The organism is Buttiauxella cochleicola (assembly GCF_021283185.1).
In the GTDB taxonomy this organism is placed as follows: domain Bacteria; phylum Pseudomonadota; class Gammaproteobacteria; order Enterobacterales; family Enterobacteriaceae; genus Buttiauxella; species Buttiauxella massiliensis.
This window is the reverse complement of record NZ_JAJSOS010000012.1, coordinates 51696-66809: the sequence shown is the minus strand read 5'-3', so window position 1 is coordinate 66809 and position 15114 is coordinate 51696. Positions and strand designations below refer to the sequence as shown.

The window sequence follows — 15114 nt, the reverse complement described above, 5'->3', positions numbered from 1 at the left end:
ATCGGTGAGATATCATAAGGAAAGCATAAAAAAAAGTTGCGTACAACCGTGTAGCGTCACCTGGTGACTTGCTTTTGATCCTGCACCAAACGTACCATTGAGACACTTGTTAGCACAGAGGATGGCCAATGTTCACTGGAAGTATTGTCGCGCTTGTGACGCCGATGGATGAGAAAGGTAATGTCTGCCGGTCAAGCCTGAAAAAACTGATTGATTACCATGTCGCCAGCGGGACCTCGGCGATTGTCTCGGTAGGTACGACCGGAGAGTCTGCTACGTTGAGCCATGACGAGCACGGTGATGTGGTACTGATGACGCTGGAACTGGCCGATGGCCGTATTCCGATTATCGCGGGGACTGGCGCTAATGCCACCTCTGAAGCTATCTCGCTGACAAAGCGTTTCGAAAACAGCGGAATTGTGGGCTGCCTGACGGTAACTCCATACTACAATCGCCCAACCCAGGAAGGGCTATATCAGCACTTCAAAGCCATCGCTGGAAGTACAGACCTGCCGCAGATGCTGTACAATGTGCCATCTCGTACCGGTTGCGACATGCTGCCTGAAACAGTAGGCCGTTTGGCGAAGATTAAAAATATTATTGGTATCAAAGAAGCGACCGGGAACTTAACACGAGTAAACCAGATCAAAGAGCTGGTTGAAGATGACTTCATCCTGGTTAGCGGCGATGACGCGAGTGCGCTGGACTTTATGCAATTGGGTGGCCACGGTGTGATTTCTGTGACGGCAAACGTAGCCGCGCGAGAAATGGCAGAAGTGTGTAAACTGGCCGCCAATGGGCAATATGCGCAAGCGCGCGTTATCAACGAACGTTTGATGCCGCTGCACAATAAATTATTTGTTGAACCCAACCCTATCCCAGTCAAATGGGCATGTAGGGAGTTGGGACTTGTGGCAACCGATACCTTACGCCTGCCAATGACACCGCTGACTGAAGCCAGTCGTCCGGTGATTGTTAGCGCGCTCAAGCATGCCGGTTTGCTGTAAAGTTTAGGGAGATTTGATGGCTTACTCAGTACAGAAGTCGACGGTGGCGAAAGTTGCAGTGGTTTCGTTAGCCATGCTGTTAGCAGCATGTAGCACCGACCAGCGTTATAAGCGCCAGGTTAGTGGTGACGAATCCTATCTGGATGCAGCACCCCTCGCGGAAATCCACTCCCCGGCGGGGATGATCCTGCCGGTGCAGAATGGTGAATACAATATTCCGGTCACCAACGGCAGCGGCGCAGTAGGCAAACAGCTGGATATCCGTCCGCCGGCTCAACCTCTGGCATTAGTCAGTGGCGCACGTACTCAGTTTACTGGGGACACCGCAACTCTGATGGTTGAAAGTGCGCGTGGTGCAACGCTGTGGCCACAGGTCGTAAGCGCTGTACAGGCGAAAAATTACGGCATTGATAAACGTGATGACGCAAGCCAAACGCTGACCACTGACTGGGTCCAATGGAACCGTGCTGATGAAGATCAGCAGTACCGTGGACGCTATCAAATCAGTGCGAAACCTCAGGGCTATCAACAAGCTGTGGTGGTTAAGCTGCTGAATCTGGAACAGGCCGGAAAGCCAATTTCTGATGCGGCATCTATGCAACGTTATAGTGCAGAAATGCTTAACAGCATCAGTGCGGCACTGGATAAAACCCAGACCGATCTGCAAAACGCCAAAGAAAGCCGTGCAGCAACGCAGCTTGATGTTCAAAGTGCCGCTGATGACACTGGCCTGCCAATGCTGGTGGTGCGTGGTCCATTCAACGTCGTATGGAACCGTTTACCGGCAACGCTTGAGAAAGTGGGCATGAAAGTCACTGACTCTACGCGTTCAACAGGCAGCATGGCTGTAACATACAAACCATTGTCTGACAGCGCATGGCAAGATTTAGGGGCGAAAGACCCGGGTCTGTCCAGTGGCGACTATAAACTGCAAGTGGGCGACCTCGATAACCGCAGCAGTCTGCAGTTCATCGATCCAAAAGGTCACACGCTGACGCAGTCTCAGAACGATGCTCTGGTAGCTGCATTCCAGGCGGCATTCAGCAAGTAACATTTAAAGGCCAGAGCTCTCTGGCCTTTTTTCTGTTAGGCTACGCAAACGTGTGCGTAGACACAGATAGCGGAATTTTTAGTTAAATCACACCTGGAGTAAGAAAGATGCAAAAGCAAGCTGAGTTGTATCGTGGCAAAGCGAAAACCGTATACAGCACGGAAAATCCGGATCTGTTGGTGCTCGAATTCCGCAATGATACTTCAGCAGGAGACGGTGCTCGTATTGAACAGTTTGACCGTAAAGGCATGGTGAACAATAAGTTCAACCATTTCATTATGACTAAACTGGAAGAGGCGGGCATTCCTACGCAAATGGAAGCTCTGCTCTCCGACAACGAAGTGCTGGTGAAAAAGCTGGATATGGTGCCGGTTGAGTGTGTAATTCGTAACCGTGCGGCTGGCTCACTGGTTAAACGCCTCGGTATTGAAGAAGGCATTGAGCTGAATCCACCGCTGTTTGACCTGTTCCTGAAAAACGATGCGATGCATGACCCGATGGTCAATGAATCTTACTGTGAAACCTTTGGTTGGGTGAACAAAGAGAATTTGGCTCGTATGCGTGAGTTGAGCTACAAAGCTAACGATGTTCTGAGCAAACTGTTTGATGACGCGGGTCTGATCCTGGTCGATTTCAAGCTGGAATTTGGTTTGTTCAACGGCGAGGTTGTACTGGGTGATGAGTTTTCCCCAGACGGTAGCCGCTTGTGGGACAAAGAAACCCTCGACAAGATGGACAAAGACCGTTTCCGCCAGAGCCTTGGTGGCCTGATTGAAGCTTATGAAGAAGTCGCTCGTCGTCTTGGCGTTCAATTAGACTAAAATCTCGCACGATTCTTATGAAGCCGAATGTGTTTTCACATTCGGCGTTTTCACGTCTTGTTTCCTATGGTAATCCTGGAATTAACCACCTACGATCTACTTATTACAAGTTGTGAATAATGAGGTCGACTATGCGCTGGCAAGGTCGTCGCGAAAGCGACAATGTTGAAGACAGACGAAACAACTCTTCTGGCCCAAGCTTCGGAGGCGGCGGTGGTGGATTCCGCTTACCCGGCGGTAAAGGCGGTGTCATCTTATTAATAGTGGTCGTTGTGGCGAGCTATTATGGTGTCGATCTCACCTCAATGCTCGGTGGGCAGCCAGTTCCGCAACAGCAATCTACGCAACGATCTATCAGTCCTAACGATGACGAAGCCGCTAAATTTACCCGGGTTATTCTGGCAACGACCGAGGACTCCTGGGGAGAAGTTTTCCAGAAGATGGGGCGCACTTATCAACCACCAAAACTGGTGATGTATCGCGGCAGTACGCGTACTGGTTGTGGCACTGGTCAGTCAATCATGGGGCCTTTCTACTGCCCGGCTGACAGCACGGTGTATATCGATCTCTCTTTCTATGATGAAATGAAAAGCAAACTGGGCGCTGATGGTGATTTCGCTCAAGGCTATGTCATTGCTCATGAAGTCGGACACCACGTGCAGAAATTGTTAGGGATTGAACCGAAAGTCCGCCAGCTCCAGCAGGGTGTAAGCCAGGCGGAGGGCAATCGTCTTTCTGTAAAAATGGAATTGCAGGCTGATTGCTTCGCGGGTGTCTGGGGTAACAGTATGCAAAAACAAGAAGTGTTGGATGCCGGAGATTTGCAGGAAGCGTTGAATGCAGCTGAAGCGATTGGCGATGATAAACTGCAACAACAGAGTCAGGGACGCGTAGTTCCCGACAGCTTCACCCATGGCACTTCAGAACAGCGCTATACCTGGTTCAAACGCGGTTTCGATAGCGGCGACCCGGCGCAGTGCAATACCTTCGGTAATACCGCCAAATAACGAGATGTGACAAGGACGCAAGCCATGGAGCTGCTAAGGCAAGCAACCGCCAGTATGGCTGATGCTGGTATTCGCCGTATGATCATCATGGCGGGTGAGAAAACCTGGAGTAGCCAGCAGGTACAATCTCTTACCCGGCAATTACCCGGTGACTGGCTATGGGTTGGGGCCGCACCGGAATTGCCGCTTCATTGTGCAACGTCGGCAATGCGCACTCTATTGGGTCGTGAGTTTCTGCATGCAGTCTTTGATGCAAGAGAAGGGCTGGATGCTGAATCGCTGGCAGCCCTTGCGGGAACGCTTAAAGCGGGCAGTTGGTTGGTTCTGCTGGCTCCCGAATGGGACAATTGGTCGATGCAGCCAGATTGCGATTCAAACCGCTGGAGTGAGCAGCCGGAAGCGATTCCCACACCACATTTTATCGCTCATCTACAGCACTGTATCAGCGTTGATAACGAATGCGTGCTCTGGCAGCAGCATCAGCCGCTGCAAATCCCTGATTTCTCGCCACGTCCACAATGGCATGCAGCCAATGGTGCACCTTTTGCAGAGCAGGCCGCTATTCTGGATGAGCTTTTGAACATGTCTGCTGGCGTTGCGGTGGTTACCGCACCGAGAGGGCGTGGTAAATCTGCACTGGCGGGTATGTTACTGCAAAGGATTCCAGGCAAAGGGCTGGTAACCGCTCCCGGAAAAGCGGCGACAGATGTGCTCGCTGAGCATGCTGGCGATCGCTTTAACTTTGTTGCGCCTGACGCACTGCTTGCCAACCCCGATGCATTTCAGGCCGACTGGCTAATTATTGATGAGGCTGCCGCGCTCCCAGCGCCTCAATTGCGTAGATTAATATCCCACTTCTCACGGGTTTTACTGATAACCACGGTGCAGGGTTACGAAGGCACGGGGCGTGGGTTTATGCTCAAGTTCTGCGCAAGTCTCGACGAACTGACGCGCTACACCCTTTCAACTCCCATCCGTTGGGCTGCAAATGATCCGCTGGAAAAACTAATTGATGCGGTTTTGCTATTTGATGAAATCGACATAACGACAGCCCCGCAAGGTTCGATTTCTTTGCAGGTCATTGAACGTGCCAGCGCGTTACAACCATCGCAACAACTACAACAGATGTACCGCTTACTGTCTGGCGCACATTATCGTACTTCACCACTGGACTGGCGTCGGATGCTGGATGCTCCGGGGCAGCATTTCATTGCTGCAATCAGTCGTGGGGAAACGATTGGAGCAACCTGGCTTGTGGAGGAGGGTGGGCTTCATGAGGATCTCAGTCGGGCGGTATGGGCTGGATTTCGGCGCCCACGTGGCAATTTAGTGGCGCAATCGCTGGCAGCCCATGGCGGTAGTCCATTAGCCGCAACGCTTAAAGGATTGCGCGTCAGCCGTATTGCTGTGCATCCACTACGCCAGCGTCAGCAAATCGGCCAACAGATGATTGCCAAAGTGAAAGCTCACGCAACGTTTGCTGCTGATTATCTTTCGGTGAGTTTTGGTTTTACCAACGAGTTATGGCGCTTTTGGGAAAGCTGTGGCTTTCGGTTGGTGCGCGTAGGAAGTCACCGGGAGGCCAGCAGTGGCTGCTATACGGCAATGGCGTTATTGCCGTTAACTAAGCAAGGTGAGGCTTTGACTGGTCACGAGCAGCAGCGGCTACAGCGCGATATTAGGTGGTTGCAACCGTGGATTGACCAATCCTTACCTGTTATCCCTGATGAAAAGGCTGCGCTAAACAGTGATGATTGGCTGGAGTTGGCAGGGTTCGCCTTTGGGCATCGACCTGTGGAGGCCTGCCTGGGCTCTTTGAATCGTTTGTTGCTCACCAGTGATTTACCCCTTAACGCGCTACGTGGCCGAGTACAACAATGTCTAAGTGTGGAGTCACTTTGCCAGCAATTACGCATTTCCGGACGTAAAGCATTGTTAATTGTGATGCGGCAGGAAGTGCAAAAGGCGCTGGAAAAACTCGATGAGCAACAGTGTATTGAGCTGAAAAATACGCTTATGCAATTGCAATTTTTCCACTAATTCATTCAGTCAAACGGTATGGTCATCATGGAATCCCGGCGTATAGTCATCTCCAGAAACTAAAGGAGAACACCATGAAACACGACCATTTTGTAGTTCAAAGCCCAGCCAGCCCGGCTAAGCAACTGATTTTGTTGTTTCATGGTGTTGGCGATAACCCGGTAGCAATGGGGGAAATTGGTAGCTGGTTTGCGCCACATTTCCCGGAAGCGCTGGTGGTCAGCATTGGTGGCCCGGCACCCAGCGGCCCGTATCAAGGCCGTGAGTGGTTTTCCGTTGCGGGAGTCACGGAAGAAAACCGCCAGGCACGAGTTGATGCCATCATGCCAACATTTGTCCAGGTGGTGCGTGACTTGCAAAAAGACAGTGGCGTGCCTGCGAATGCCACAGCTCTGATTGGTTTCTCGCAAGGGGCAATCATGGGGCTTGAGGGTGTGAAAGCACAGTCAGAACTGGCCTCTCGCGTGGTGGCTTTTAATGGCCGTTATGCGCAACTTCCACAAAATGCCTCAACTTCAACCACTATTCATTTGATTCATGGCGACGTTGATAAAGTGATTGATGTGAAGCATGCCTTTGATGCTCACGAACAGTTAATGCAACTGGGCGGTGATGTGACGCTGGATGTGATTGACGATTTGGGCCATGCGATAGATGACCGCAGTATTCAGATTGCGCTCGATCACCTGCGTTATACCGTGCCGAAGCACTATTTCGATGAGGCGCTCAGCGGCGGTAAACCAAACAACGATGATATTGTTGAGTTTCTTTGAAAACCCGGTCTGAGTGAAGTCCCTCCTGCCTATAGACTCCTTCTGGATTTTGAACACAGGAGGAGTCTAAAGGCACACCAGAACGTCACGTTCCTGCTGAGATAATTTATCCATGTTATGCTTCATGCAATGTTGTGTTTGATTGAGGTTTTTCGTGATCGATTATGATGCTTTCCCTGAGCAGCGGCAGGATCTTATTCATCAAATGCTTACTAAAACTGGCAGGGTGATTGGTGCCGATATTGCCCGCCAACTCGGTGTTTCAGAACATACCATTCGCCGTGATCTTCAGGTTCTGGCCCGCAAAGGTTTATGTAAAAAAGTCTACGGAGGGGCTGTCTGTCAGCTTCAGCAATCAGCAAGCTTTGAAACCCGTGTGGCACAGAGTGTTTCTGAGAAGTCAGATGTTGCCAGACGATGCGCTGAGTTGATAAAGCCGGATACCTGTATTTTCATCGACGCTGGTTCAACGTATCTGGCGATGGTGGATTTTATCCCTGAGACTTTTGAACTCACCATCGTGACAAATTCGCCACAAATTGCCTCTGCATTAAGCAGTAGACAGTCAGGGGAGTTGATTCTGTTGGGAGGAAAGGTGAGTCCCAAAACAGGGAGCACTTTAGGTTTAGATACCGTAAACCAGGTCCGTAATATGATTTTTGACCAGACATTTATCGGTGTTTGTGGCCTTGACCCACAGGCTGGGCTCACAGCCGTATACTACGAAGATGCCTGTTTTAAAAAAGAAGTCATCGCTCAGAGTAACGAAGTTATTGCCGCGGTCATTGCAGATAAAATGTGTCAGGTGGCGAGATACAAAGTTGCTACCTGTGATGCTATTGATATTGTCGTGGTGAGCCGTGAAACCCGAGTACAGGATTTCAGTAGCGAAAATCTTCGCATCGAGATTGTTGATTAGCCTCAAATCCACATCAGTGAAGGCTGGAGTGAACCTTCACTGATGGCTTGCGCAAGCAGATGTTAGGACTGAAGAGCCAACATTCGTTTGATTGTTTCCTGGACTGCATTTGCGTCATTATATCCAGTGATAAAATTTGCAACCGATTTGGTTTCCTCGAAGGCATTGCGCATTGCAAAACTGTATTCGGCCATTGCGAGCAACTCAATATCGTTGTAGCCATCGCCGAAAGCCATGGTTTCGTGCTTACTGACACCAAGCAGTTCCTGGAGCTTTTGTATGGTGGTTCCTTTGTGAACACCATAGTCCGCAATATCAATCCACGCCGCTTCTGACACCACAATGTAAACTTCATTTTCGAAAGTGGACAGGTGAGGTCGAGTCTGTGGGCAATGACCTTCCTCGTCATACACTGTAATTTTAACAAAATCAGATGTCAGCGCACTCAGGTCGTCTACTTCAATCATACTGGAATACGAATTTCGTACCTTATCCTTCAGCCTTTGCGCAAGGTCAGCGCGGATCACTGCCCCTTCTGAAGTACAGGCGATGATGACATGTTGAGAGTTAACTTCATGAAGGGTATTAATGATGCGTATGCCCAGCTCATTTTTGATCAGTGACTGATAAACAAATTGTCCGTCGTGTTTGATTCGGGTTGCACTGTCTCCCACAATCCACAGGTTCCTGCTGTACCCTCCAAACAACTCCTCAACTCTGTCGCACTGTTTTCCGGTACAGGCTGCGAAGTGAACACCCTTTGCAGCCATTAGTGCGCTGACCCCCATGAATAACTCCCTGTCATAATCTCCGTCACTATTCAGAAATGTGCCATCCAGGTCAGTAATAATAAGTTTAATCATTAGGTCAGAGCCTCTATGTGTTGGAGTTTTTGACGACGACAGTTGATATTCGAATCTCACAAAGCATGTTGGGTTATGCGATATTACGCACACTTTATGATGATCTAACTCTGCTTGATGATGCTCGTTGGTGTATTTTTGTGCAATATTTAGATCTAAAAAATCGCCATGGTGATAGTTTGTGATAGATTTATCTTCAGAACATATGCTGTTAGAGGTATAAGTGGGCAAGAGCTTGCCGGGGTAACGAGTCTGGTCAGTAAGGGTTTTACAAATTCTGAATGTGTTGATTGCTCTGATAACTAAAGAGAAATTTTTTATGAAACATGAACATGTTGGTGAAATCATAATTAGTGAGTCGGCTATTGCTGAGGGCGTGACGAAAGTTGCTGCACAACTCAACCAGCATTTTAATGACGCAGTCATTATTACGGTTGTACCGGGCGGGATCCTCTTCACTGCGGACCTGACCCGGCAGTTAGAGTTTGATATTAATATGGATTATATTGCCTGCCCGCATACTCCAGGCGACAGAAATAATAATTCAGCGATAGTTTTCCATCAGAATATAGATATCAGCGGTCGGGATGTCATCATCATCGATGATGCCATTGAGTCAGGCGGAACGATGAAGCGTCTTGTTCAATTTATCTTAGAAAACTACACGCCAAAATCGGTCTGCGTAGCTGTTCTTTTTGTCAAACCGGGTCGGGTAGATATCCCCGTCAGACAATATTATGCGTATGAGATGGAAAATGATGACTTATTGATTGGATATGGCATGCCATGGGAAAATAAGTACAGAAATCTGCCTTATGTAGCCAAATTAAAACGTTAAGTTTTGACTGCACCTCTTATCTTATTATTGGCTGTTTGCTTTCAGATACTGGCCTGGATGCCAGAAAACTGCAGGGGTTCGGCAGAGAATGCTCGTTCTTCATCATGGCGGCCGAAGGCCGGTCGCCATTACTATCAGCATTTTGAAAAGCGGGAATGCCCCGCTCATTTGTCAGTTAGGGCTTTTTCTTTGGGAAATCGTCTTCGTCATCCCACTTATCGTTAAAGTCACGATGAGGAGGAAGCTCAGGTTTATTCGCCATATATTTCTTCGGATCAATACGCTTCAGATCCTTAATCACATTAAGGAAAATGCCCAGAAGCAGCACCAGTACGATGATCCACCAATAATGCGATAGCCATTCCATGCGTATAACCTCTTTCGCCTTGTTACTTGACGTTGTGGCGGCGCTTGCTGCACTCATTTCCCCGAATCACTTACTCAAGTAAGCGCATCGGGAGAAGCTGCCTGGCTGCCTTGCCACAACGCCAATTAATCTGGCTATGATTGATGTTTATTGCGGCCTGTCAGGCGACAAGCTGCTCCATAATGCGTTGATACATACGGGCCAACATTTGCAGGTCAGCGGCGTTAACACACTCATTAATTTTATGAATAGTCGCGTTCACTGGTCCAAGTTCCACCACCTGCGCCCCCATGCGTGCGATAAAGCGCCCATCGGATGTGCCACCGGTGGTCAACAGTTGCGGTCTGATCTCATTATAGTGCTCAACTGCATTCACTACCGCATCGACCAGCTTCCCGCGTGACGTAAGGAACGGTTGGCCGGAAAGCCACCAGTCGAGGGTATAACGCAATTCATACTTATCGAGCAGGGCAATAACGCGTTGCTTGATGTCTTCATCAGTCAGTTCGGTGCTGAAGCGGAAGTTGAACTGCACATACAGATCGCCTGGAATTACGTTATTACTGCCGGTGCCGGCCTGAACGTTGGCAATCTGCATGCTGGTGGCAGGGAAGAACTCGTTACCTTTGTCCCACTCAATATTGACCAGCTCATTCAGCATTGGTGCTGCACGATGAACAGGGTTATCAGCCAGATGCGGGTAAGCAACGTGCCCCTGCACACCGTGAACGGTCAGGTTACAGGTCAACGAGCCACGGCGGCCGTTTTTCACCACATCGCCTACAACTTCAGTGCTGGAAGGTTCACCAACCAGGCAGTAATCGAGCCTTTCATGGCGTGCCATTAATGTTTCGACTACTTTCACAGTGCCATTTTTGGCACTGGCTTCTTCATCAGACGTGATGAGAAATGCAAGGCGGCCTTTATGGCGCGGGTTCTGTGCCACAAAACGTTCTGCAGCAACCACCATCGCGGCAAGCGACCCTTTCATATCTGCAGCACCACGACCAAAAAGCATGCCATCACGGATAGTCGGTTCAAACGGAGGATTAATCCAACGGTCAGCATCACCTGAAGGCACGACGTCGGTATGGCCAGCAAACGCCAGCGTTTCGCCTTTTCCTCTCCATGCCCAGAAGTTTTGCGTGTCGCCAAAATCCATGTGCTCGATAGTGAAACCAATGGCACGTAGTCGCTCAATCATCAGCGCCTGGCAGCCAGCGTCGTCAGGGCTAAGAGAAGGGCGGCGGATAAGCTGTTGCGTCAGCTCAATAACCGGGCAAGACATAGCTCTACACCTCGTTGATAAACATCGTATAGTTCGATTCATTGAAACCCAGCAGCATAGGCTGACCGGGCGCGTAGAGCAATGGGCGTTTGATGATTGCTGGCATTTCGAGCATTAGCGCTGCTGCAGTTTGGGCGTCAGTAATACTTGCGCGATGTGCTTCGTCGAGTTTGCGCCAGGTCGTTCCTCGCGTATTCAGCAGTGCTTCCCAACCTAATTCGGCAATAAAACTATTCAATAATTCGGCATCTAACCCATCTACACGATAGTCATGGAATTGATATTCCACACCTTGAGTCTCCAACCAGCGGCGTGCTTTCTTGATGGTGTCGCAGTTTTTAATACCGTAGAGAATTATCACGGGTTAAATCCTTATTTTTGGCAGTGATTATTTATGCAGGAATTTAGAATAAATAAAATGATAAAAAAGTTGCAAGGAAAAATATAACTCAATTGCTAATCTAAAAGTTAGGTAATAGAGATTCTTTTTCTGCTTTGATTAATTTATCGCAGTTTGGCGTGTAGAGAGTTCAGAGTCTTTGATTGCTACGAAAAGTCCTATTTTCGTGGCTTGCAGAGCTGCTGAGTAACTGAAACATTTTATTTCAAGTGTTTCGTCACATTATTAAATACCTATTGAGCTAATAATTAAGTCCATACGCAGTCGACTCTCAATATTTGATGATAGATAGCCAGTGAAGCTGCAAAGTAATGCCGCTTCACTCCATGGAAGGGATTACGTATAATTAAAGCAATTATAAGAGAGGCGGTTATGATTGAGCACGAACTAGGGAACTGGAAAGATTTCATTGAAGATATGCTTCGTAAATGATCTAACCGGGTAAAAAATACAACGGGAACATGATGTTCTTATTCTCAATATCCTTTGAGCCATACAAAAAGCGACCCCTTTAAGGTCGCTTTTTTGTTGGTTAGCTATCTGAATGTTCCTTGAGCGGGAATCTTCTGCGCACCAGCACAAAGAACAATGGCACGAAGAATATCGCCAGCACGGTCGCTGAAATCATCCCCCCCATCACCCCGGTACCCACCGCATGCTGGCTACCAGAACCCGCACCGCTGCTGGTGGCCATTGGCAACACGCCGAAGATAAACGCCAGGGATGTCATCAATATCGGGCGTAAACGTTGGCGGCAGGCGTCAAGCGTCGCGGCAACCAGTTCGCGGCCCTGGGCATTCATATCGTTGGCGAACTCAACAATCAGAATGGCGTTCTTGGCCGCCAATCCTATAACCGTTAACAGCCCCACCTGGAAATATACGTCGTTTTCCAGCCCGCGCATCCAGGTTGCCAGCAGTGCACCAACTACCCCCAACGGAACAACCAGCATCACTGAGAATGGCACTGACCAGCTTTCATAAAGTGCCGCCAGGCACAGGAACACCACTAATAGAGAGATGGCGTATAGCGCCGGAGCCTGCGCGCCTGATAACCGTTCCTGGTAAGACATACCGGTCCATTCCAGGCCAAAACCTGTTGGCAGCTTTTGCACCAAGGTTTCCATCACCTGCATCGCGGTCCCGGTACTTACACCAGGTGCTGCTTCACCGACAATTTCCAAAGCTGAATAACCGTTATAACGTTCGAGGCGTGGTGACCCTGTTTCCCAGTGCGAGCTGGCAAAAGCAGAGAAGGGCACCATTCCACCGTCTTTGTTACGCACATACCACTGGTTAATGTCTTCCGGCAGCATGCGATATTTCGCTCCTGCCTGCACATACACTTTTTTCACGCGGCCACGATCCATAAAATCGTTCACGTAGCTGGAACCCCAGGCGGTTTGCAGCGTGTTATTGATATCGTCAATGGATACCCCCAATGCTTGCGCTTTTCGTTGGTCGATATCGATCTGCATTTGCGGGCTATCGTCTAAACCGTTGTGACGCACGCGAGTCAGCAGTTTTTCATCGCTCGCCATATCCAGTAACTGATCGCGCGCCTGCATGAGCGCATCGTGCCCGGCACCTGCGTGGTCTTGCAATTCCATATCAAACCCAGCTGCGTTACCTAAACCGCTGATGGCCGGTGGGCTGCTGGCTATCACACGTGCTTCTTTAATATCACGGAAGGCTTTTGTTGCCCGTTCGATAATGGCAAAAGAACTGGCGGTATTCGGGTCACGTACATCCCAGTCTTTCAGGCGTACAAACATGCGCGCCACGTTTTGCCCGTTACCGCCGGGGCCGGAGCCTATAGTGGCAAACACCGACAGTACGTTATCTTTCTCTTTGGTCAGATAATACTGCTCAAGCTTTTCCACCACTTTGGTAGTTTGCTGCTGCGTAGAGCCGCTCGGCAATTGTATTGAAGTGGTGAATACACCCTGATCTTCCAGCGGCAGGAAAGAGGTTGGCAGGCGCAGGAACAGGAACACCATGCCGCCAATCAGCAGCACATAAATCAGGATCCAGCGCAGACTGTGCGCCAGAATTTTGCCGACAGCAGATTCATAGCGCTGTGCATTGCGGTTAAACATGCGGTTAAACCAGCCAAAGAAACCTTTCTGGCCGTGATGTTCACCTTTATGCAATGGCTTGAGAATGGTGGCACACAATGCGGGCGTCAGAATCATTGCCACCAATACCGATAGCACCATCGCGGAAACGATGGTTATCGAGAACTGGCGGTATATCGCCCCAGTGGTGCCGCCAAAAAATGCCATCGGTACAAACACCGCTGACAGCACCATTGCAATCCCAACCAACGCACCTTGAATCTGGCCCATTGATTTTCGGGTCGCTTCTTTGGGTGATAACCCTTCCTCACTCATGATGCGTTCAACGTTTTCGACCACCACGATGGCGTCGTCAACTAACAAACCGATAGCCAGAACCATGGCAAACATCGTCAGGGTGTTAATGCTGTAGCCAAACGCATACAGGACGGAGAAGGTACCCAATAATACTACCGGCACGGCGATAGTCGGAATTAACGTCGCTCTGAAGTTCTGTAAGAAAAGATACATGACGAGGAACACCAGTAGGATGGCTTCCAGCAGAGTTTTCACTACATCAGTAATCGAGGCTTTCACAAAAGGCGTGGTTTCGTAAGCAATCTTCGCTTCCAGGCCATGAGGGAAGTACTGCGATAATTCTTCAATTTTTGCGCGGGCGAGTTTATCAGTTTCCATCTCGTTCGCGCCCGAGGCGAGTTTAATTCCCAGGCCTGACGCTGCTTGCCCGTTATAACGGCTCAGGAAGTCGTACTTCTCGGCACCTAGTTCAACTTCTGCAACATCACCCAGCGAAACCAGAGATCCATCCTGATTTACACGCAGCGTAATGTCTTTGAATTGCTGCGGCGTTTGCAGCAGTGACTGAGAATTAACGGTGGCGTTCAGCGCCTGCATATCGACAGAAGGCGTTCCACCTAGCTGCCCGACCGCAATTTGTGCATTCTGCGATTTAATCGCATCCACCACATCCTGCGTGGTCATCTGGAAACTGGTGAGTTTGGTCGGGTCGAGCCAGATACGCATTGAATATTGCGAACCGTAGGCATCCACATCACCTACGCCGTTAATACGGCTTATAGGATCCTGAATATTACTGGCGACGTAGTCCGCGATATCTTGCTTATCCATGCTGCCGTCGGTAGACACAAACGCCACCATTAGAATGTTGGTATCGCCGGTTTTTCTAACCGTTACGCCCTGGGTTTGCACGGCCTGCGGCAATTTACGTAATGCAGATTGCAACTGGTTTTGCACCTGCTGCACTGCTTCGTCTGGATCGGTTCCGGCTTTAAAGCTCAGCGTAATCGTCGCCTGACCGGTGCTGCTACTTTGGGAGGACATATACATCATGTTGTCCAGCCCGGTCATATTCTGCTCGATAACCTGAGTAACCGTATTTTCCAGCGTTTGTGCAGACGCACCTGGGTAATTTGCAGTGATACGCACATTTGGCGGTGCGAGGTCGGGGTATTGTTCTACGGGAAGTGAAAAAATTGCCAGCGCGCCGGTGAGACACAAAATAATGGCCAGCACCCAGGCAAAAATGGGGCGATTAATAAAGAAATTCGCCATTCAGTCAGAACCTCGTCAGTACTTCAGATTGTGATTATTGAGATAGTCGTCACTGTAGCCTTAACGGCAAGTCCAAACGTGGAGAAATTGA

Annotated in this window: 14 protein-coding genes; 9 read left to right on the top strand and 5 right to left on the bottom strand. The window is 49.4% G+C overall.

What is annotated here, in order from left to right; genetic code table 11:
• Window positions 1-128 precede the first annotated feature (128 nt).
• The 7 genes from dapA (at window position 129) to LVQ76_RS17955 (ending at window position 7618) form a co-directional block, all read left to right on the top strand.
• The gene (dapA, locus tag LVQ76_RS17985; protein ID WP_151995231.1) at window positions 129-1007 is read left to right on the top strand and encodes a 4-hydroxy-tetrahydrodipicolinate synthase; all 879 of its coding nucleotides are present in this window, start codon (window positions 129-131) and stop codon (window positions 1005-1007) included.
• A gap of 16 nt (window positions 1008-1023) precedes the next feature.
• Window positions 1024-2058: an outer membrane protein assembly factor BamC gene (gene bamC / locus LVQ76_RS17980; protein ID WP_154152406.1), complete on the top strand. Its 1035-nt coding sequence runs from the start codon at window positions 1024-1026 to the stop codon at window positions 2056-2058.
• A gap of 107 nt (window positions 2059-2165) precedes the next feature.
• The gene (gene purC, locus LVQ76_RS17975; protein WP_034459103.1) at window positions 2166-2879 is read left to right on the top strand and encodes a phosphoribosylaminoimidazolesuccinocarboxamide synthase; all 714 of its coding nucleotides are present in this window, start codon (window positions 2166-2168) and stop codon (window positions 2877-2879) included.
• A 131-nt stretch (window positions 2880-3010) separates the two neighbouring features.
• Complete coding sequence (gene ypfJ, locus LVQ76_RS17970; RefSeq protein WP_232866761.1) at window positions 3011-3886, top strand: KPN_02809 family neutral zinc metallopeptidase; 876 nt, start codon at window positions 3011-3013, stop codon at window positions 3884-3886.
• 24 nt (window positions 3887-3910) lie between these two features.
• On the top strand, window positions 3911-5926 hold the full coding sequence (locus LVQ76_RS17965; RefSeq protein WP_232922185.1) for a tRNA(Met) cytidine acetyltransferase TmcA: 2016 nt from the start codon (window positions 3911-3913) through the stop codon (window positions 5924-5926).
• A 74-nt stretch (window positions 5927-6000) separates the two neighbouring features.
• On the top strand, window positions 6001-6699 hold the full coding sequence (gene ypfH / locus LVQ76_RS17960) for an esterase (protein ID WP_232922184.1): 699 nt from the start codon (window positions 6001-6003) through the stop codon (window positions 6697-6699).
• 154 nt (window positions 6700-6853) lie between these two features.
• Complete coding sequence (locus LVQ76_RS17955; protein ID WP_232866740.1) at window positions 6854-7618, top strand: DeoR/GlpR family DNA-binding transcription regulator; 765 nt, start codon at window positions 6854-6856, stop codon at window positions 7616-7618.
• Window positions 7619-7680: 62 nt separating this feature from the next.
• On the opposite strand, the gene LVQ76_RS17950 is transcribed toward LVQ76_RS17955, so the two are convergent.
• Window positions 7681-8481, bottom strand: a complete 801-nt coding sequence (locus LVQ76_RS17950; protein ID WP_232922183.1) for a Cof-type HAD-IIB family hydrolase — start codon at window positions 8479-8481, stop codon at window positions 7681-7683.
• A 319-nt stretch (window positions 8482-8800) separates the two neighbouring features.
• On the opposite strand from LVQ76_RS17950, the gene LVQ76_RS17945 reads away from it, so the two are divergent.
• Window positions 8801-9319, top strand: coding sequence for a phosphoribosyltransferase (locus LVQ76_RS17945; RefSeq protein WP_154152421.1), 519 nt, complete (start codon window positions 8801-8803; stop codon window positions 9317-9319).
• 175 nt (window positions 9320-9494) lie between these two features.
• On the opposite strand, the gene LVQ76_RS17940 is transcribed toward LVQ76_RS17945, so the two are convergent.
• The 3 genes from LVQ76_RS17940 to LVQ76_RS17930 all read right to left on the bottom strand — a co-directional run bounded on the left by LVQ76_RS17940 (window position 9495) and on the right by LVQ76_RS17930 (window position 11335).
• Window positions 9495-9686, bottom strand: a complete 192-nt coding sequence (locus LVQ76_RS17940; RefSeq protein ID WP_034459091.1) for a YpfN family protein — start codon at window positions 9684-9686, stop codon at window positions 9495-9497.
• A 160-nt stretch (window positions 9687-9846) separates the two neighbouring features.
• Window positions 9847-10974, bottom strand: a complete 1128-nt coding sequence (dapE, locus tag LVQ76_RS17935; RefSeq protein ID WP_034459089.1) for a succinyl-diaminopimelate desuccinylase — start codon at window positions 10972-10974, stop codon at window positions 9847-9849.
• 4 nt (window positions 10975-10978) lie between these two features.
• Window positions 10979-11335, bottom strand: a complete 357-nt coding sequence (locus LVQ76_RS17930; protein WP_232922182.1) for an ArsC family reductase — start codon at window positions 11333-11335, stop codon at window positions 10979-10981.
• 411 nt (window positions 11336-11746) lie between these two features.
• On the opposite strand from LVQ76_RS17930, the gene ypfM reads away from it, so the two are divergent.
• Window positions 11747-11806, top strand: a complete 60-nt coding sequence (ypfM, locus tag LVQ76_RS17925; RefSeq protein ID WP_087867655.1) for a protein YpfM — start codon at window positions 11747-11749, stop codon at window positions 11804-11806.
• Between the two features lie 100 nt (window positions 11807-11906).
• Here ypfM and acrD read toward each other — a convergent pair whose 3' ends face one another.
• Window positions 11907-15023 carry a multidrug efflux RND transporter permease AcrD gene (gene acrD, locus LVQ76_RS17920; RefSeq protein WP_232905001.1) on the bottom strand — a complete coding sequence of 1039 codons (3117 nt, stop codon included), beginning with the start codon at window positions 15021-15023 and terminating at the stop codon, window positions 11907-11909.
• Window positions 15024-15114: the final 91 nt, after the last annotated feature.

Bases quoted from the DNA above. Each gene is read 5' to 3' on its own strand.
- purC (WP_034459103.1), top strand. From the start codon at position 2,166: ATGCAAAAGCAAGCTGAGTTGTATCGTGGCAAAGCGAAAACCGTATAC.
- ypfH (WP_232922184.1), top strand. From the start codon at position 6,001: ATGAAACACGACCATTTTGTAGTTCAAAGCCCAGCCAGCCCGGCTAAG.
- LVQ76_RS17940 (WP_034459091.1), bottom strand. From the start codon at position 9,686: ATGGAATGGCTATCGCATTATTGGTGGATCATCGTACTGGTGCTGCTT.
- acrD (WP_232905001.1), bottom strand. From the start codon at position 15,023: ATGGCGAATTTCTTTATTAATCGCCCCATTTTTGCCTGGGTGCTGGCC.
- bamC (WP_154152406.1), top strand. From the start codon at position 1,024: ATGGCTTACTCAGTACAGAAGTCGACGGTGGCGAAAGTTGCAGTGGTT.
- dapE (WP_034459089.1), bottom strand. From the start codon at position 10,974: ATGTCTTGCCCGGTTATTGAGCTGACGCAACAGCTTATCCGCCGCCCT.
- dapA (WP_151995231.1), top strand. From the start codon at position 129: ATGTTCACTGGAAGTATTGTCGCGCTTGTGACGCCGATGGATGAGAAA.
- LVQ76_RS17965 (WP_232922185.1), top strand. From the start codon at position 3,911: ATGGAGCTGCTAAGGCAAGCAACCGCCAGTATGGCTGATGCTGGTATT.
- LVQ76_RS17945 (WP_154152421.1), top strand. From the start codon at position 8,801: ATGAAACATGAACATGTTGGTGAAATCATAATTAGTGAGTCGGCTATT.
- ypfJ (WP_232866761.1), top strand. From the start codon at position 3,011: ATGCGCTGGCAAGGTCGTCGCGAAAGCGACAATGTTGAAGACAGACGA.
- LVQ76_RS17950 (WP_232922183.1), bottom strand. From the start codon at position 8,481: ATGATTAAACTTATTATTACTGACCTGGATGGCACATTTCTGAATAGT.